Origin of the sequence: Rhodococcus sp. WB9 (assembly GCF_007558985.1) — a bacterium.
In the GTDB taxonomy this organism is placed as follows: domain Bacteria; phylum Actinomycetota; class Actinomycetes; order Mycobacteriales; family Mycobacteriaceae; genus Rhodococcus_F; species Rhodococcus_F opacus.
In genome coordinates, this window is the sequence record NZ_CP041769.1 from 4,723,594 (window position 1) to 4,741,505 (window position 17,912).

Below are 17,912 nucleotides of genomic sequence, written 5' to 3' on the forward strand. Positions count from 1 at the left end.
GAGGTCGCACCGATGGGCGTTAGGAGCCGATCGCCGCCAAGTCGTGGGACGTGCGGCCCAGGATGGCGGCGGCGGTGTCGACCATGTCATCGATGATCGACGCGACGGTGTCGACACGATCGATCTGTCCGACGACCTCACCGACGATCAGATTCGCGACGTCGTAGTCCTCGGCCTTCACTGCTGCCCGGAATTGCTCCTGCTTCTCCTGAAGCACGCCCCGGAGGCCGGACTCGTCGCCGTGCCATCGGCGGATGAAGTCGTTGTGCAGGACTCGGCCCGTGTATCGAGTCGGCCAGGGCTTCTCACGCACGATGTCGAAGGCGCTCTGTCTGATCGTGTCGTCCCCACTCGCCCGTAAGGCACGGTGCTGGGCCGCGCGGGGAATTGCCGCCTCCTCGGCCGCCCAGAACCTGGTCCCGACGAGGGCACCGTCCGCTCCGAGGGCGAGCGCGGCTGCCAGGCCTCGGCCGTCGCCGATTCCACCGGCTGCCAGCAGCATTACCTCCGGGGCCTCCCGCGCGAGAAAGTCGGCGATCTCCGGCACCAGGGTGAACGTCGATCGGGTTCCTGTTCCATGACCGCCCGCCTCTCCCCCTTGGGCAGCGATGACGTTCGCACCTACCGCCACCGCGCGGCGCGCTTGTTCGAGATTGTGCACCTGGCAGATCAGCGGGATTCCCGCGGCACGAATCGCAGGCGCATGCGGTGCCGGGTCGCTGAAAGAGAGGAAGATGGCCGCCGGCCGGTAGCCGATCGCCTTCTCGAGGAGCTGCGGCTGCTGCGCCATGGACCAAGTGATGAAGCCACAGCCGACCGCCTCGGTCGTCGCACGGTCGAACTGATCGTGCAACCAGGACTCGTCGCCGTATCCGCCGCCGATCAATCCCAGCCCACCTGCCTCGGCCACGGCAGAAGCCAATCTCCAATCGGAGACGTAATCCATCGGTGCAAGGACGATGGGGTGTTCGATTCCGAATTTCTCGGTCAGACGGTTCTGCAGGCTCATGCTGGGCTCCTCCACAAATTTCCGACGTGTCGCAGTGTGTCCCACGTGCTGCACGTCACACCGGACGGCTTTGCGACAACGCTAGAACCCGGCCGAACAGCGGTCCAACAGTTTGTACCGATACCTGCGTTCTCCAGAACAGAACGCTCGCGCGACCGTGCGGACTCGTGAAATTCTCTGTCCTGCAATGCACTAGACCACGGACCACTCGAGCAACCGAAGGGCCGAGCTCCCGCACTTCGATACGGGACAGGTCGATCTGGGTTACCGTGAGCATCGACTTGCCGAGGGAGCGATCATGGTCGAGGACGGTGCCCGGAGATGGCGCGACAGCACATGGTTCGACGTGGTCGTCATCCTCTCGACCATCGCCGCCGGAACCGTGGTGGCCGGCCTGCTGAACGACCCTGGGACCGGTGAGCCCACCACCGACCGCGAGTACTCCTACGGGACTGCCCCGGCTCTGGTTGACACCTGACCTGTGAGGGATTCGCCCTCACGGTGGAAGGATGATCGACATGCCGAAGCCGTACCCGGAGGAGTTCCGCCGCGACGTCGTCGCCGTGGCCCGCAAACGCGAAGCCCCGCTGGAGCAGATCGCGAAGGATTTCGGGATCTCCGAGACCTGTCTGAAGAACTGGCTGCGCAAGGCCGACATCGAGGACGGCACCCGACCCGGCCTCGCACGGGACGAATCCGACGAGCTCCGCGAGGCCCGCAAACGTATCCGGCTGCTCGAACAGGAGGCGGAGGTGATGCGTCGGGCGGTGGCCTACCTATCGAGGGATGTCAACCCAAAATGATGTTCCCGCTGGTCCGCGACCTTGCCGCCGACGGTATCGCCGTCGCGGTGACCTGCCGGGTGCTGGGATTCTCCCGGCAAGCGTTCTACAAGTGGAACACCGATCCCGTGTCCCGACGGGACTGGGACGATGCCCATCTGATCAACGCCGCACTTGATATCCACGCCGCAGATCCGGAATTCGGATACCGGTTCATCGCCGACGAACTACCCACCCACGGCATCGTCGCCGGCGAGAACCGCGTCCACCGACTGTGTTCGCTGCAGCGAATCTTCTCGGTGTTCGCGAAGAAGCGAGGACTTCATCGCCGATCCGGGCCACCGGTCCATGACGACCTCGTCAGGCGGCAGTTCAGCGCCCAGCAGCCCGACCGGCTGTGGCTGACCGACATCACCGAGCACTGGACCGATGAGGGCAAGCTCTACCTCTGCGCGATCAAGGACTGCTTCTCCACCCGGATCGTCGGCTATTCGATCGCGGACCGGATGACCGCGGACCTGGCGTGTTCGGCGCTGCGAAATGCTATCGCGCTCCGCAACCCGGACGGCACCGTCGTACATTCCGATCGCGGCAGCCAATTTCGTTCCGGATTGTTCGTAGAATTGTTGTCCTGCAATGGTTTACAAGCTTCCATGGGGAAGGTGGGGGCATGTGGTGACAATGCGGCGATGGAATCGTTCTTCGCGTTGCTGCAACGCAATGTCCTCGACCGTCGCCGCTGGAGCAGCCGTGAGGAACTACGGTTGGCGATCGTCGGGTGGATCGAGACGACCTACCACCGGCGGCGCCGGCAACGCGGTCTCGGTCGACTGACACCCGTCGAATATGAGACGCTCCATCAGACCGCACACGCGGCCTGAAACTGCACACCCCGTGTGTCGACCAGGGTGGGGGCAGTCCCTACGTTTTCGAGCCCGCGCCGTACCCGGCTCAGATTCCGGGGTGCAATGTGGTCGAGCCGCCCTCGGACCCAGAACGCGTCAACTTCGCCACCGTCGGGTCGGGCGAGTACGACAATCCGAAGTATCCGTGGTTCTCGATGGCGAAGGCGGCGGCGATGACGCAGGCCGCTGTCGACGCGCTACCGAACTCGACGGAGTTGGCTTTCGCCAGTCCAAGCCAGTCCCTTCAGTTCGAGCCGATCGCCGAGTACGACCCCTCCAACTTCCCGCAGGAGGGGGACGCGGACCTGTTCAGCGGGTCGACCAACGCCCGCGGCTCGCTGGTCCGAGACGGGCACGTCTGAACCTTGACCGTCGATGTCCGGGCCTGGGACCGCTCCATCCTGCCGTGCGTGGCAGGAGCGCTGGATCGACGTGGCACCCGCCCGGACGGCACGGTGCTCGATTCGCTGGACACCTGGTACGAGATCAACGGCGTCCGCACACTCGAACGAACTGTCGTCGTTACCATCCCGATGGCACCCGGATCATGGCTACCGCCGGCGACGCCGACAACACCGACCCGAAGGCGCGCACCCGGCACAGCGGACAGATCCCGTTGAAGCGCGTGGGCGATGATCTCATAGGTCAGCAACTGGTGGTGACGGGGTGGACTCGATGATCGGCCACAGTCCCCGGATCCGGCGCGCAGCGTGCCCTTCGGCACGGACAGGCTTCTGATCAGGGCAGCAGGCGGACCGGTGCCGACGCCCGGAACGACGGGTCCTTCGCACGGCACACCCGGGGTGGCCAAGTCACGCGTGAGTCAGTTCCAGGCATCGGCACCGATCCCGACAGTGATTCCCCTTGCGAAACCGCTACGACACACACTCACAAATCACGCGATGACCGCCTACTTCCGGTTACGGCACGCCGGTGACGTCCTGATCCGGCTCGTACACATAGATGATGGATACCGCCCCGGGGTGACGTCGCAACGGCCCGAGGTGATCGCCGAGCGGATAGGCGGCTTCCGACTGGTGTTCCGAAGGGGCTGCGGTGTTTCAGCCGGATGCGGGGCCGGGCTGATCGGACTTGGGGCGGCGAGTGTGCTGGAGTTCAGCGTTGATGCGTCGAGCCTCGGCGAGTTGGTCTTCCAGGATGATGATGCGGCACGCGGAATCGAGTGCGGTGCCCTGGTCGATCAGTTCGCGGGCTCGGGCGGCGAGACGGAGCTGGTATCGGGAGTAGCGGCGGTGACCGCCCTCCGAGCGCCCGGGGGTGAGCAGCTTCGCGGCGTCGAGGCTGCGCAGGAATGCCTGTGTCACGCCGAGGATCTCGGCGGCGTGACCCATGCTGTAGGCCGGGTAGTCCTCGTCGTCGAACTTCCCGGCCGGGTCACGGCCGGGCGAATCTTTCTGAATGGGGGTGACACCTTTCAACGGACAGGGCCCCCGGCGCCATGAGGCACCGGGGGCCGGAGCGGTTTCACTTCCTTGTTCACTGCACTTCTTCCGGCTGTCGGGCCTTCGTGCTGCCCGGCCGCCGCCGGACGTGCCCGGGGCCTTACACACTCACATCAACCCTTACCCGGCACATCCTGGTCTTGCGGTACTTCTCTGCGGGCAGTTCATTCTCTCCCGCACCTCGTGAACTCTTTCCTTGCGACGAGAGGAACTCTACAACAGCGACCCCTCAATGTCTACAGTCACCACTACAGAAATCCTGGAGCGGTTGACCGGGGATTTCACACCCGGCAGCCGACTTTTCTGTCCACGTCGGCGGCCGCTCGCTCGACGGACCGGCTCTCCTTGATCGATGACGTACGGCGAAGTCGGCAGTCGCAGTAGGTGTCGAGATGTCCGCTTCCTCAGATCAGGTGTGGTCGCCCCGATCCGTCGTCTGGGTGGCAGGATCACTGGTATCGAGATCGGGAATCAGATGTGAGTACCGGATCGATATTCAGGGAGTATCGGCATGGCGCAGGGCATTGCGAAGTGGTTCCACGGCGAGAAGGGCTTCGGTTTCACCGCGCCCGACGACGGAACTCCGGACGTCTTCGTGCATTACTCGGAAATCATGGGCAGCGGTCTCACGTCGCTCGATGAGAATCAGCGTGGGAGTTCGAGGTGGGCCAGGGACAGAAGGGCCCGCAGGCCACGAATGTGCGGGCTGTCTAACTAGTCTGCGGGACCGCACCCGCCGGGTGCGGTCCTCATTCGATAGCCGGATGAGTACTGCCGACCGGTCAGCGATCCACGGACTGAACCTCTGCGACTGAGGGTGTGCCGCCCGGGTCAGCTGGAAGGTTCAGGCTCACACCTGCCCACCAGTGACGACGTCACGAATGCGTCAGTCCGATGTGTGCTCGGTGGACTCTGGCATGAGAAGTTGCGCGGACAGCAGCTCCAGTGCCTGTCGTGCGTAGCCACGCCACATCGAGGTGATCAGCGGCATGACAAGTGCCCCAAGGGCCTTCGAGTGCAGGGTCCATCGCCAGGTGATCATCGTCCCGGTCCCGTGCGGGACGAACTCCCAGGTTCCGTCGATGCTGTCGACCAGTGGCCGCATTGGGCCGGTAATGTCGCTGAGCCGGTAACTGAACGAGTGAGGCGCATCGACGTCCGTCAGCAGCTCGCGCATCGTTCCGCCGTCCGTGGTGACCACTGTGCGCGACTGTCCGACCCGGCTCCAGATCCCGTCCTGCCCGCGGACCTGCTTGATGGGCGGCAGCAGGGCGTAGCGGCGGGAGAAGATCGCGGTCAGAGGGATCGGCAGCGTCACATCGAAGGCTTGCTGGCGCGCGATCGGGATCGCCCGCGACTGCTCGACTGTGATAGGTGTGGCCATCACGCGAGCCTAACGTAGGCGGCAGCGGCCAGTGATGGATCCTTGATCGGAGGCGACTACTGACCGAACGTGAATCGCAGGTTCGCGTTGATGAGTTCGTTCACTCGCTTGCGCATGCGGACGATCGTCTCCCCGTCCGGGACCGGTTCATCGACGACCAATGTCCAGTACAGGGTGGTGCTGCCGTGTCGTGGGCCTATGTCGAAGCGGATCCGTGCATCCGGTCGCCACGGGCCAGATCGATGTCCAGACGACAAGGTTTCGATTCGACAGCTTCTGCGATCATGGACGTTGTTCGTCGTTGTGCAGGATCAGCCACGGACGAACCGGGTCGCGGTCCGGGTTGGTGAGAGCTTCGTAGACGATGCGAGGCGGCGTTGATTGAGTGCGACGCCGGCTAGCAATTACGGGCACACCGAACCATATCGTTGCTTCTCAGGTTTCGATCACCGAACCGTCACCGGGCGAGGTTGGCGCATGGCGCTAGACCGAGGCAGTCGGAACCTGTCCCGAAATCGGATCGCTGAGCGGGACGTCTCCGGTCGGATCCGCGGGGCGCCCGTTCTCCAGATAGAGGGTTGAGTCATCGGCCCTAGCCTGCAACGCCTTCCGGGTACGCCTGAGCATGTGCGTCGGGAGACAGATCGGCGGCGTGGTCGACGCCCTCACCGCCGACTGCTCGACGAACGGGCCCGGCTGGACCGGCTGGCCGCCACCGTGGAGGAAAGGTTCCACTCCGATGAGTTGCAAAAGCTGGCCGAGGAGCTCGCGTCAGCGCGTCGAGACCTCACCTACGAGGAGGACGATGCCTTCTGGCTGTGGGCCGTCATCGAGACGCTACGTCACACCGGTATTCGGTCCGAGGAACTGCTCGAACTCACTCACCTTGCCTTGGTGAGCCACCGGATTCCGGACACCGGTGAAGTCGTGCCGCTATTACAGATTGTCCCGTCCAAGAGCAACCAGGAGCGACTGCTACTGGTGAGCCCGGAACTCGCCAATGTGCTTGCCACGGTAATCGCGCGTCTGCGCCACAACAACAACGGAACCATTCCGCTCGTGCCGCGGTTCGACTCGCACGAACGAATCTGGACAGCACCACTGCCATTCCTGTTCCAGCGAGCTCGCGACCATCGACGGGTAGTGATCAGCCCCGGCCTGCTCGGCATACTCCTGCGCGACGCGTCGAGCCTCGCGCAAATCCGCAACGCGGCTGGGGATCAGATTTACGCAACACCTCACGACTTCCGCCGAATGTTCGTCACCGAGTCGATCGCCAGCGGTCTGCCGATCCACATCGCGGCGAAGTTGCTCGGCCATGCCAGCATCACCACAACGCAGGCCTATCATGCCGTTTTCCAAGACGACCTGATCCACGCGTACCGCACCTACCTCGATGCCCGTCGCAGCAGCAGACCCGCCGAGGAATACCGCGAACCGACCGACGCCGAATGGACCGAATTCCAGCAGCACTTCCAGAACCGCAAGCTCGAACTCGGCGACTGTGGCCGCCCGTATGGGTCGCCGTGCAGCCATGAGCACGCATGTATTCGATGCCCAATGCTGCGCGTCGATCAACGCGCTCGCGGACGCCTGGTTGAGATAATCGCCAATCTGCGCGAACGTATCGACGAAGCCCGCGGCAACGGATGGCGAGGCGAGGTCCAGGGACTGCAGACCAGCCTCGACGCGGCCGCGACCAAGCTGGCCGGACTCGACCGAGCGGCACGCGCGGCGGCACCGGCCGGACCTATCAGCCTCGGCATGCCGGGGAGATAACCGGCGACACTTTCGCAGCGTGCCCGCCAGGCCGCCGGTCCGCAGTTGAGGCGGTGCCCGAAACAACCTCAGTGTCTCGGGCGATTCTCGATCTCCGCGGCCGCGAATTCGTGGGAAGAAGATCCAGTCCATGGTTGACGACCTCCTGCTCGAGGCCTAGCGAGGAAATCGACGGGTCACCCGACTGGGGTTCGCCGCACCCGGTCACTGCGCCGGGTTGGGTGTAGTCAGGCGCGAACATCGCCTCGAGACGGGCCTTGATCTCCTCGGTGCTCATCGTCTCCGTGCGCGCCGCGGGTCCGCGGGCCGGGATGGCCGGTGTCCTCGATGAGTTCATGTGTTCCTTGTCTTCGTATCGTATGAATCTTGTTGCACCGGAGGTGCACTCGTCACGTCATCAGTGCACTGGATGCGAGGACCCCCGCCGACAGGGCCGGAACGGCTCGTCGGGGTGGCGGGGCAGGTCCCGTGTGGTCAGAGACCCACTGCGTGTTCGAGTGCGTCGAGCTCGTGGCCGAGGTGGGCGGTCAGCGTGTGCAGATGCGGCACGGTGCGTCGGCATCCGGTGATCCCGAAGGAGATGATGTCGTCGTTGCTGGTGCAGGTGATGTTGAGTCCCTGCCCGTCGACGGGGATCGAGAGCGGGTACACCGCGTCGAGGCGCGCACCGTTCCAGTACAGGGCTCTGCGTGGCCCGGGGACGTTGGAGATGATCAGGTTGAACGGTGGACGTAGCCTCCGGTTGTGCCCGAACAGCATGCTCGCCCCGGCCGGGCCCGCCCCGAGTGCGCTCATCGCCAGGATCTGGGCCGTGCTCATCGCGGCCAAGGCTTGTTTTCCTTCGCGCATGCAGGTGCGCACTGTGTTCAGTCGGGCCGCCGGGTCGGGCAGGTGGGTGCCGAGATTGCACATCAGCACCCCGACACCGTTGCCGCCGTTGGCTCCTTGGTGTTCGTCGTGTAGCGAGACCGGGACCATCGCGATCAACGGCTGCGCGGGCAGCGCGCCGTTCCAGTGCAGGTAGCTGCGCAGCGCCCCCGCGGACATGGCGAGCACCACATCGTTGATGGTGGCATCGGCCGCCTTGGCGACCAGGCGCAGCCGTTCGAGCGGCCAGGACCGGGCCGCGAACTGGCGAGCACCCGAAATTGGTTCGTTGAACATGGTTCTGGGGGCGGTCAGTGAGAGCGGTCCGCCCTGCTCGTGCACCGCTCGGCCGAGAGTGCCGGCCAAGGCGGGGACGAGTCCGACGACTTCGCCGACCGCGCTGTCGGCGGCGCGGACCGCCGCCCTCGGCAGATCGATCACGCCTGCCGCGCCGACGATGCCGGTTGCCGGGGCCGGTGGCCGTGGGTGCGGGGGCTGCCACGGTGCGCGCATATCGCGCTCGTCGGGGTCCTCGCTGAGGGTGCGGCGCAACATGTTCATCGCGCTGACCCCGCCCGCTACGGCGTGGTGGATCTTGGTGTACATCGCGTAGCGACCGTCGCGCAGTCCCTCGATCAAGTGGGTCTCCCACAACGGGCGGCTGCGATCGAGCAGGGCGGAATGCAGGCGCGAGCACAGCGCCCACAATTGTGCCTCACCTCCGGGCTCGGGCAGGGCGTCGTGACGGACGTGATGCCCGAGATCGAGGCGGGCGTCCACTTCCCAACCCCACTGCCCCAACGACGTCCACGATCGCCGGGCCCGTTTCCCCAGCATCGGGGCCACATCCCGATCGCCGTCGGTCAGCGCAGTATCGAACAGCGCCCGCACGTCCCGGGCGTCGGCCCCCTCCGGCGGCTGGAAGATCTGCACACCACCGACGTGCATCGGGTGCTCACGCGACTCGCCGAGCAGAAACATCGAGTCCAGCGGCGACATGGGAAACAACATGACGATGGCCTTTCGAACCTCGAGCAATGGGCGGACCAAAGGAATCCGTCGGGGAAAACTGTGGGCAGCGGCGCGGGTCTCATTCACCGTTGTCGAGAGTGCTGCTCCCGATCGTCTCGATTAGCAGTCAGGCGATCTCTCGTGGCCGCGCGGTGTCACGTGAGCGGGTGCGACCGTGAACCGCAGGAGCCCGGGGCTTCGGCGCTTGCCGTGGGGACCACCGAGGCGGCGTGCGCTGCGGTTCAATCGGCTGGGTGTGCGGGACTACTGGGTGTGGGCGCCTGTCGAGGAGCCGCACAACCCCGATACCGCAGGGACGGAGCCGAGAGGCACCAGTTCGAGCAGCACATCATCCAAATGTCCTTCTGTCCACAAATCATCGGCGAGCCGGGCAAAGACCAGAGTGCTCCCCGCACACCGGTGTTGGCGAGAGGCCGAACGGATTCTTGCGATATCCATACGCAGAACCCGACCATCCTTGATCCACACGGGTCGGTACCCGCGACCGATCATGGTTCGAAGCGGTAGCCCATGCCGGGTTCGGTGATGAGGTGACGGGGCCGGGACGGGTTCGGTTCGAGCTTGTGGCGGAGCGAGGCCAGGTAGATCCGCAGGTAGTGGGTGTCGGTGGCGTGACCGGGCCCCCACACCGCGGTCAGGAGTTGTCTTCGCTCGATGAGTGTCCGAGGGCTGCGCAGCAGCGGTTCGAGGATTGCCCATTCGATCGGGGTGAGGTGGACCATCTCGCCTCTGGGATCGGTGACGGTTTTGCGGGCGAGGTCGACCCGGAGGTCGCCGACCGCGATGATGGACGGCCTGCCGCTGTCGGGGGTGCGCCGGATGACGGCGCGGACGCGGGCAAGGAATTCGTCGATGCCGAAGGGTTTGGCGATGTAGTCGTCGGCGCCGGCGTCGAGAACGGCGACCTCCTCGTGCGGTTCGGCCTGCGCCGACAGGACGATGATCGGCCTGTGGCTCCAGCCGTGCACTCCCTCGATGACGCCGAGGTCGGGAAGGTCGAGGTCGAGGACCACCAGGTCGGGTTGCCACACAGCGGCCTCGGTGAATGCCTGCGTGGGGTCGGGTGCGGTGCGCACGTCGTAGTGCTGCGCCTGGAGGGTGAGACTGAGGGCCCGGCGCAGCTGCGGCTCGACCCCCACCACCAGAATACGGCTCATGCGGGATCTTCCAGATCGACTGCGGCGGTGGTTGTCTCGGCCGCGGGCAGGGTGACGATCATCGTGACGCCGCCGCCGGGGGTGTCGTCGGGCACGATGGTGCCGCCCATGGCCTCGGCGAGGCCCAAGGCCAGGGCCAGCCCGAGTCCGATCCCGCTGCCGTTGGCGGTGTCGCCAAGCCGTTGGAACGGTTGGAAGACGAGATCACGCTTGCCTTCGGGTATTCCGGGGCCCCGGTCGACGACCCGTATTTCGACCAGGGATCCGTGCGCGCTCGCCGCGACCAGAACACCCCTGCCCGGCGGGGTGTGGCGCAGGGCGTTGGCGATCAGGTTGACCAGCACCCGCTCGAGTAGAGCCGGGTCGGCGAGCACGTCGGGGACATCGTCGGGGATCTGCAGTTCCACGATGTCGGCGCCCGGTCCGACGGCATCGAGGGCGAGCGGGACGACCTCGTCGAGCGCGGTCGACTGGGTCGCGATGCCGAGCGCGCCGGCCTGCAGGCGGTTCATGTCGAGCAGGTTGGTGACCAACCGATCAAGCCGTTGCAGCGAGGTGGCGGCGATGTCGAGCAGTCCGCCCCGATCCTGATCGGACCAGGCCACCTCGGGGCTGCGCAGGCTCTCCACCGCCGCCGCGGCCCCGGCGAGCGGGGTGCGCAGGTCGTGGCTGACGGCGCCGAGCAGGGCGGTGCGCATCCGGTCGGCCTCGGCGAGGGGACGGACCTGCTCGGCCTCGTCCTCGAGTCGTTGCTGGCGCAGCGCCACCGCGGCCTGGGCGGCGAAGGCCTCGAGAACCTGCCGGTCTGCGGCCGGGAGCGTTCGGCCGCACAGCACGAGCGTGAGGTCGTCGTGGACGGCGACGGCCATGTCGCCGTCGTCGGGGCTCGTGCACGGCTCGCCGCCGACCGTATCGGCCACCCGCCAGCGTTCCGGTTCTTGTTGCCGTCCGGGAGTCAACGGGGTGTCCGGTGGGCGCTCGAGCAGGGTGACGGTGTCGAGTGCGTAGGTTTCGCGTAGTCGTTCCAGGATCACCGGTAGTGCCTTCTCTCCGCGCAGCACGCTGCCCGACAGGTTGGCCAGCACGGCGGCGTTCGCACTGGCCTGCGCCGCTTCACGGGTGCGGCGGGCGGCGAGGTCGACCACGGTGCTGACGGCGATCGCGATGAGAACGAAGACGAGCAGGGCGAGGACGTTCTGGGCCTCGGCGATGGTGAAGGTGTACAGCGGTGGGGTGAAGTAGTAGTTCAGTAGCGCGGAGCCGAGCAACGCGGCCACCAACGCCGGCCACAGTCCTCCGGCCAATGCGACCCCGACGACCCCGATCAGGAAGATCAGGATGTCGCTCGGCAACGACAGTTGCCCCCGCAGATTCGCGAGCGCGATCGACAGCAGCGGCATTCCGGCGAGGGCGATCACGAACCCCGCTGGCCGGCGCCGCCGGGTCAACGCCGACAGGCGCGCGGCCCGGCCCTGTTTGGTGGCCTCGTGGGTGACCATGTGCACGTCGATGCTGCCCGACAGTGCGGTCACCTCCACCCCGACCCCGCGGGAGAAGATTTGCGCGAGCCGGCCTCTTCGGGACGCGCCCATCACGAGCTGGGTGGCGTTGATCCCGCGGGCGAACTCGAGCAGGGCGCCGGGGACGTTATCGCCCACCACGTGATGAAAGGTGCCGCCGAGACTCTCCACCAGTGCCCGTTGCCGGGCCAGGTGGGCGGGGCTGGCGCCGGCGAGACCGTCACTGGGAGTGATATGAACGGCGAACAGGTCGGCGCCCTTGGACCGGTCCGCGATCCGTGCCGCCCGGCGGATGAGGGTCTCCCCTTCGGGGCCGCCGGTCAGTCCGACGACGACGCGTTCGCGCGCTTCCCAGGTGCCGGTGATGTGGTGGTCGGCCCGGTAGCGGTCGAGTTGGTCGTCGACCTTGTCGGCCAGCCAGAGCATCGCCAGTTCTCGCAGGGCGGTGAGGTTTCCGACCCGGAAGTAGTTGCCGAGTGCGGCGCCGACCGTCTCCGGCGGATAGACGTTGCCGTGGGCCATCCGGCGCCGCAAGGCTTCGGGGGTCATGTCGACCAGCTCGACCTGGTCGGCGCGGCGGACGACCTCGTCGGGGACCGTCTCGCGTTGCGGTATGCCGGTGATCTGTTCGACGACGTCGTTGAGCGACTCGAGGTGCTGGATGTTGACCGTGGAGATGACATCGATGCCGGCATCGAGGAGATCCTCGATGTCCTGCCAACGCTTTTCGTGCTGTGAGCCCGGAATGTTGGTGTGAGCGAGCTCGTCGACGAGAGCCACCCGCGGTGCGCGCGCGATCACCGCGTCGGTGTCCATCTCGGTGAACGTCGTGCCGCGGTAGGTCATGGTTTTGCTGGGGACGACCTCGAGGTCGTCGAGCATCTCCACGGTGCGGGGCCGGCCATGGCAGTCGACATAGCCGACGACCAGGTCGGTGCCGCGCTCGCGCCGGCGCCGCGCCTCACCGAGCATGGCGTAGGTCTTGCCGACCCCGGGTGCGGCGCCGAGGTAGATGCGCAATGTGCCCCTCATGGCGCCTCCTTGTCCGCCACGAGTCACGGGTCCGCTCAGCCCCTGACCGGGTACTTCTGGTCGAGCGCGATGTTGAGCTCGAGGACGTTGACCCGCGGTTCACCGAGGAAGCCCAGCGTGCGCCCGTCCTGGTTGTCGGCGATCAGTGCGCGGACCTGGTCGACGGGGATTGCGCGGGCATTGGCCACGCGGGCGGCCTGTAGGTCCGCGTAGGCCGGCGAGATGTGCGGGTCCAGGCCACTGCCGCTGGCGGTGACGGCGTCCGCCGGGACGGCCGGGGCCGCCGGGGCGTCTCCGCGGATCGGGACGATCTGGCCGATCGCATAGTCCTCGCCGAATTCGGCACACTCCACCTGCACACCCTCATACGCCCCGAGGAACGGGGTGACCGGAGCGGCGGGGTCGCTCGAGCACGGTTCGTTGACGCTGACCACCCGGATCGGATTCACCACGTTGCCGAGCGAATCCCGCGGGCCGATCACCGACAACACCGCGCCGACACCGCCGGGGGTGCAGAACGGGCGGGACCCGTCGACCCCCTCGAGCTGTCCGACGGATCGGCTTCGCGAGCACACCGTGGTGAGCAGGCTCGCCTTGAAACCCGCATCGGTGGAGTCCATTCCGGCCCCGATCAGTGCGGGGTCGGCCGGGGTGTCCTGGATGCTCTCCGGGCCGAGGTTGCTCGCGCTCGTCGACGTCGGGTCGTAGCCATCGCCCGCCGCGGACGGCCGGCTCTGGAAGTACTGCGCGAGGGGATTGCCATCGGCGTCGGTGAACAGTTGACCGATCAGCGTGCTGCCGACGGCCTGCCCGTTCACCTCGACGATCGACCCCTCGGCCTTCTCGTGCAGGCTCGGGCCCGAGGCCACCGCCCAGACCGCGAGCGGGTACGCGATGCCGGTGATCACGGTCAGCACGAGCAGGGCCCGCACCGCCGCCAGGTGCTGCCGAATCCAACTGGAAATGCGCATGTCAGGACATCCCGGGGAGGAATTGGACGATCAGGTCGATGAGCTTGATCCCGACGAACGGCGCGATGATGCCGCCGAGGCCGTAGACGTAGAGGTTGCGGCTGAGCAGCTTCGAGGCGCTGCTCGGTGTGTATTTCACCCCGCGCAGTGACAGCGGGATCAGGGCGACGATGATGATCGCGTTGAAGATGACCGCGGACAGGATCGCCGATTGCGGGCTGTGCAAGCGCATGACGTTGAGCAGGTCGAGGCCGGGGAAGACCGCGACGAACATCGCGGGGATGATCGCGAAGTACTTGGCGATGTCGTTGGCGATGGAGAACGTCGTCAGGGCGCCGCGGGTGATGAGCAGCTGTTTGCCGATCTCCACGATCTCGATGAGCTTGGTCGGGTCCGAGTCGAGGTCGACCATGTTGCCGGCCTCTTTCGCCGCCGACGTCCCGGTGTTCATGGCAACACCGACGTCGGCCTGCGCGAGGGCGGGCGCGTCGTTGGTGCCGTCACCGGTCATCGCGACGAGTTTGCCGCCCTCCTGCTCCTGCTTGATCAGCGTGAGCTTGTCCTCCGGGGTTGCCTCGGCCAGGAAGTCGTCCACGCCGGCCTCGTCGGCGATCGCCTTGGCGGTGAGCGGATTGTCACCGGTGATCATCACGGTGCGGATGCCCATCCGGCGCATCTCGTCGAAACGTTCCCGCATGCCCTGCTTGACAACGTCTTTGAGATGGATCACGCCCAACACGGCGGCCCGGCCGTCGGTGACCTCGCCGACCACCAGAGGGGTGCCGCCGGACGCGGAGATGCCGTCGACGAGCTGCCCGAGCTGCGCGGGAACCTCGCCGCCTTGGCGGCGGACCCAATCCGCGACCGCGGTGGCGGCGCCCTTACGCAGTTGGTGACCGCCGTCGAGGTCGACGCCGGACATCCTTGTCTGCGCGGTGAACTCCACCCAGCTCGCGTGCACGAGTTCACCCGGCGTGCGTTCGCGCAGCCCATACGCCGCCTTGGCGTACACCACGATCGAGCGGCCCTCGGGGGTCTCGTCGGCGAGGCTGGAGAGCTGCGCGGCGTCGGCGAGCCGGTCCTCGGACACCCCGGTCACCGGGAGGAACTGTGATGCCTGCCGATTACCCAGGGTGATGGTGCCGGTCTTGTCCAGCAGCAGGGTGTTCACGTCACCGGCCGCCTCGACCGCGCGCCCGGACATCGCCAGCACGTTGCGCTGCACGAGGCGGTCCATCCCGGCGATGCCGATGGCCGAGAGCAATGCCCCGATGGTGGTCGGGATGAGGCAGACCAGCAGCGAGACCATCACGATGCCGGTGACACCGTGCGCATCCAGCGCGGAGGTGTCCGGGACGCCGGGATTGTGCGCCTTGGAGTAGATGGCGAGTGGCTGCAGCGTGGCGACGGCGAACACGAAGATGATCGTCAGCGCGGCCAGCAGGATGTTGAGGGCGATCTCGTTCGGGGTCTTCTGCCGGTTGGCGCCCTCGACGAGCGCGATCATCCGGTCGATGAAGCTCTCCCCCGGTTTCTGGGTGATCTTGACGACGATCCGGTCCGAGAGCACCTGGGTGCCGCCGGTGACCGCGGACCGGTCGCCGCCGGACTCGCGGATGACCGGTGCGGATTCGCCGGTGATCGCCGATTCGTCTACCGAGGCAATGCCTTCGACGACGTCACCGTCGCCGGGGATGGTTTGCCCGGCCTCGACGACGACGACGTCGCCTTGGCGCAGCTGTGGCGCCGGCACCTGCTCCTCGGTGACGACGGCGCCGGGTTGCCAGCCGGTGAGCCGGCGGGCGAGCATGTCGGTCTTGGCCTTGCGGAGTGTGTCGGCCTGGGCCTTGCCGCGGCCCTCGGCGACCGCCTCGGCGAGGTTGGCGAAGATCACCGTCAGCCAGAGCCAGAACACGATCGCCCAGGCGAACCAGGTGGGATCGATGATGGCCAGCACGGTGGCCCACACTGCACCGACCTCGACGATGAACATCACCGGGTTGCGCCACAGGGTGCGCGGGTCGAGTTTGCGGACCGCGTCCGGCAACGACCGCAGGAGCATCTTCGGGTCCAGGAGCCCGCCCCGCACCCGATCTCCCGTGGCCGGCTGCGACGGTCCGGCGGACGCCGCGATGGTCGTGGTGGACATCAGTGGATTCCTTCTGCCAACGGTCCGAGCGCGAGCGCGGGGAGGAAGGTGAGGGCGACCAGGATCAGGGTTACCCCGGCGACCATGCCGACGAACTGGGGCCGGTGGGTCGGTAGCGTGCCGATCGACTCCGGGGTGGTGCCCTGCCTGGCGAGCGAACCGGCCAGGGCCAGCACGAAGATCATGGGCAGGAACCGGCCGAAGACCATGGCCAGGCCGAGTGCGGTGTTGTACCAGGTGGTGTTGACGGTGATGCCGGCGAATGCGGAGCCGTTGTTGTTGGCGGCCGAGGTGAAGGCGTAGAGGACCTCGGACAGTCCGTGGGGACCGGTGTTGAGCATGCCGGCCCGCTGCCCCGGCAGCGCCATCGCGACCGCGGTGCCGACCAGGACGATCAGTGGGGTGACGAGGAAATACGATGCAGCAAGCTTGATTTCGCGGGGCGTGATCTTCTTACCCAAATACTCCGGGGTGCGGCCGACCATCAGCCCGGCGACGAACACCGTGATGACCGCGAGGATGAGCATCCCGTACAGGCCCGAGCCGGTACCACCGGGGGCGACCTCGCCGAGCTGCATGTTGAACAGCGTCATCAGCCCGCCCAGGCTGGTGTACGAATCGTGGAAGGAATTGACGGCACCGGTCGAGGTCAGCGTGGTCGAGGCCGCCCAGGTCGCCGAGTTGGCGACACCGAACCGTTGCTCGACACCCTCCGTCGACGCGCCGATCGCGGTCGGCACCGTGCCGTGATGCTGCAACTGGACGATGCTCATGATCGTCACGCTCACGATGGCGAGGGTCGCCATGACGGCGGCGATCGCGTACCCCTGCTTTTTGCTGCCCACCATCCGGCCGAACGTGCGGGGCAGTGAGAAGCTGATCGCCAGCAGCAGGAAGTTCTCCACCCAGTTCGTCCAGGTGGTGGGGTTCTCGAATGGGTGCGCAGAGTTGGCGTTGTAGAACCCGCCGCCGTTGGTGCCGAGTTCCTTGATCGCCTCCTGGCTGGCCACCGGGCCGCCGGTGATGGTCTGTGTGGTCCCGGCGAGCGTGTCGGCGATCTGGGTGTGGAGATGGAAGTTCTGGATCACCCCGCCGGCGACCAGCACGACCGCGGCCACGAACGCAATCGGCAGCAGGATGCGGAGGGTTCCGCGGACCAGATCCACCCAGAAGTTGCCGAGATTACCGGTGCGTCGGCGGACGAATCCGCGGACCAGGGCCATCGCGACGGCCATGCCCACGGCGGCCGAGACGAAGTTCTGCACGCCGAGGCCGGCCATCTGCACCAGGTGACCCATGGTCGACTCACCCGAGTACGCCTGCCAGTTGGTGTTCGTCACGAAACTGACCGCGGTGTTCCACGCCAGCGGCGCGGTCATCTCGGTGGCGGGATCGGGCAGGTGCAGCGGCAGATGCTGTTGCAGCAGTTGAAATCCGAACAGGAACAGGATACTCACCGCGGAGAACGCGAGCACGCTGCGGGCGTAGACCGGCCAGGCCTGCTCCCCGTGGGGGTCGGCGCCGATGAGGCGGTAGATCACCCGCTCCACGCGGGAGTGCTTGGTCCCGCTGTACACCCGGTACATGTAGTCGCCCAGCGGTTTGTGCACCAGGACCAGGGCGAGTACGAGGGAGCCGGTGAACAAGATTCCCGCGGTGGTGGTACTCACTAGAACCTCTCGGGGAAGAGCAGGGCCGCGATCAGGAAGACGGCGAGAAGTACGACCAGGACCAGGCCGACGGCGTTGTCGAGGTTCACAACCGTTCCACCGCCCTCTGGATCACGCCGAGCAGGGCGAAGACCGCCACGGTCAGCAGGATGAACACAAGAACGGACATCTCTCGTTCCTTCGTTTGCTGGA

At 66.4% G+C, this 17,912-nt stretch carries 15 protein-coding genes and 1 pseudogene; 6 read left to right on the top strand and 10 right to left on the bottom strand.

What is annotated here, in order from left to right:
- Positions 1-19: 19 nt before the first annotated feature.
- On the bottom strand, positions 20-1,009 hold the full coding sequence (locus FND50_RS21900) for a nitronate monooxygenase family protein (RefSeq protein ID WP_144287096.1): 990 nt from the start codon (positions 1,007-1,009) through the stop codon (positions 20-22).
- 298 nt (positions 1,010-1,307) lie between these two features.
- Between FND50_RS21900 and FND50_RS21905 the strand changes: the two genes are divergently transcribed.
- From FND50_RS21905 to FND50_RS37065, 4 genes are all read left to right on the top strand, one after another.
- Entirely contained in the window at positions 1,308-1,487 is a 180-nt protein-coding gene (locus FND50_RS21905; protein ID WP_144287097.1) for a hypothetical protein, read from the top strand.
- 40 nt (positions 1,488-1,527) lie between these two features.
- A protein-coding gene (locus tag FND50_RS21910; protein ID WP_144289124.1) for an IS3 family transposase occupies positions 1,528-2,672 on the top strand; the annotation gives its coding sequence in 2 pieces (ribosomal slippage) (positions 1,528-1,807 and positions 1,807-2,672; 1,146 coding nt in all).
- 89 nt (positions 2,673-2,761) lie between these two features.
- On the top strand, positions 2,762-3,058 hold the full coding sequence (locus FND50_RS37060; RefSeq protein ID WP_260850617.1) for a hypothetical protein: 297 nt from the start codon (positions 2,762-2,764) through the stop codon (positions 3,056-3,058).
- Positions 3,059-3,243: 185 nt separating this feature from the next.
- Entirely contained in the window at positions 3,244-3,375 is a 132-nt protein-coding gene (locus FND50_RS37065) for a hypothetical protein (protein ID WP_260850618.1), read from the top strand.
- Positions 3,376-3,757: 382 nt separating this feature from the next.
- On the opposite strand, the gene FND50_RS21920 is transcribed toward FND50_RS37065, so the two are convergent.
- Positions 3,758-4,135 (bottom strand): MerR family transcriptional regulator, encoded by a 378-nt coding sequence (locus FND50_RS21920; RefSeq protein WP_144287098.1) that lies wholly within the window; start codon positions 4,133-4,135, stop codon positions 3,758-3,760.
- A 535-nt stretch (positions 4,136-4,670) separates the two neighbouring features.
- Between FND50_RS21920 and FND50_RS21925 the strand changes: the two are divergent.
- A pseudogene (locus tag FND50_RS21925) lies at positions 4,671-4,873 on the top strand (cold-shock protein).
- 172 nt (positions 4,874-5,045) lie between these two features.
- Here the strand turns inward: FND50_RS21925 and FND50_RS21930 are convergent.
- The gene (locus FND50_RS21930) at positions 5,046-5,543 is read right to left on the bottom strand and encodes an SRPBCC family protein (protein WP_144287100.1); all 498 of its coding nucleotides are present in this window, start codon (positions 5,541-5,543) and stop codon (positions 5,046-5,048) included.
- A 627-nt stretch (positions 5,544-6,170) separates the two neighbouring features.
- On the opposite strand from FND50_RS21930, the gene FND50_RS21935 reads away from it, so the two are divergent.
- Positions 6,171-7,322 (top strand): site-specific integrase, encoded by a 1,152-nt coding sequence (locus FND50_RS21935; RefSeq protein WP_260850621.1) that lies wholly within the window; start codon positions 6,171-6,173, stop codon positions 7,320-7,322.
- Positions 7,323-7,796: 474 nt separating this feature from the next.
- On the opposite strand, the gene FND50_RS21945 is transcribed toward FND50_RS21935, so the two are convergent.
- The 7 genes from FND50_RS21945 to kdpF all read right to left on the bottom strand — a co-directional run bounded on the left by FND50_RS21945 (position 7,797) and on the right by kdpF (position 17,809).
- Entirely contained in the window at positions 7,797-9,200 is a 1,404-nt protein-coding gene (locus tag FND50_RS21945) for a wax ester/triacylglycerol synthase family O-acyltransferase (protein ID WP_144287103.1), read from the bottom strand.
- 509 nt (positions 9,201-9,709) lie between these two features.
- Positions 9,710-10,378 carry a winged helix-turn-helix domain-containing protein gene (locus tag FND50_RS21950; protein ID WP_144287104.1) on the bottom strand — a complete coding sequence of 223 codons (669 nt, stop codon included), beginning with the start codon at positions 10,376-10,378 and terminating at the stop codon, positions 9,710-9,712.
- On the bottom strand, positions 10,375-12,930 hold the full coding sequence (locus tag FND50_RS21955) for a DUF4118 domain-containing protein (protein ID WP_144287105.1): 2,556 nt from the start codon (positions 12,928-12,930) through the stop codon (positions 10,375-10,377). The genes FND50_RS21950 and FND50_RS21955 overlap by 4 nt, the downstream gene beginning before the upstream one ends.
- Positions 12,931-12,965: 35 nt before the next feature.
- Positions 12,966-13,901, bottom strand: coding sequence for a potassium-transporting ATPase subunit C (locus tag FND50_RS21960; protein WP_144287106.1), 936 nt, complete (start codon positions 13,899-13,901; stop codon positions 12,966-12,968).
- A 1-nt stretch (position 13,902) separates the two neighbouring features.
- Positions 13,903-16,050 carry a potassium-transporting ATPase subunit KdpB gene (kdpB, locus tag FND50_RS21965; RefSeq protein WP_144287107.1) on the bottom strand — a complete coding sequence of 716 codons (2,148 nt, stop codon included), beginning with the start codon at positions 16,048-16,050 and terminating at the stop codon, positions 13,903-13,905.
- Positions 16,050-17,720, bottom strand: a complete 1,671-nt coding sequence (kdpA, locus tag FND50_RS21970) for a potassium-transporting ATPase subunit KdpA (RefSeq protein ID WP_144287108.1) — start codon at positions 17,718-17,720, stop codon at positions 16,050-16,052. The genes kdpB and kdpA overlap by 1 nt, the downstream gene beginning before the upstream one ends.
- Positions 17,720-17,809: a K(+)-transporting ATPase subunit F gene (gene kdpF, locus FND50_RS21975; RefSeq protein WP_081315424.1), complete on the bottom strand. Its 90-nt coding sequence runs from the start codon at positions 17,807-17,809 to the stop codon at positions 17,720-17,722. The genes kdpA and kdpF overlap by 1 nt, the downstream gene beginning before the upstream one ends.
- Positions 17,810-17,912: the final 103 nt, after the last annotated feature.

What these genes read in the sequence shown, in the direction of transcription:
- FND50_RS21900 (WP_144287096.1), bottom strand. Translation starts at nt 1,009, where the DNA reads ATGAGCCTGCAGAACCGTCTGACCGAGAAATTCGGAATCGAACACCCC.
- FND50_RS21905 (WP_144287097.1), top strand. Translation starts at nt 1,308, where the DNA reads ATGGTCGAGGACGGTGCCCGGAGATGGCGCGACAGCACATGGTTCGAC.
- FND50_RS37065 (WP_260850618.1), top strand. Translation starts at nt 3,244, where the DNA reads ATGGCTACCGCCGGCGACGCCGACAACACCGACCCGAAGGCGCGCACC.
- FND50_RS21930 (WP_144287100.1), bottom strand. Translation starts at nt 5,543, where the DNA reads ATGGCCACACCTATCACAGTCGAGCAGTCGCGGGCGATCCCGATCGCG.
- FND50_RS21945 (WP_144287103.1), bottom strand. Translation starts at nt 9,200, where the DNA reads ATGTTGTTTCCCATGTCGCCGCTGGACTCGATGTTTCTGCTCGGCGAG.
- FND50_RS21950 (WP_144287104.1), bottom strand. Translation starts at nt 10,378, where the DNA reads ATGAGCCGTATTCTGGTGGTGGGGGTCGAGCCGCAGCTGCGCCGGGCC.
- FND50_RS21955 (WP_144287105.1), bottom strand. Translation starts at nt 12,930, where the DNA reads ATGAGGGGCACATTGCGCATCTACCTCGGCGCCGCACCCGGGGTCGGC.
- FND50_RS21960 (WP_144287106.1), bottom strand. Translation starts at nt 13,901, where the DNA reads ATGCGCATTTCCAGTTGGATTCGGCAGCACCTGGCGGCGGTGCGGGCC.
- kdpB (WP_144287107.1), bottom strand. Translation starts at nt 16,050, where the DNA reads ATGTCCACCACGACCATCGCGGCGTCCGCCGGACCGTCGCAGCCGGCC.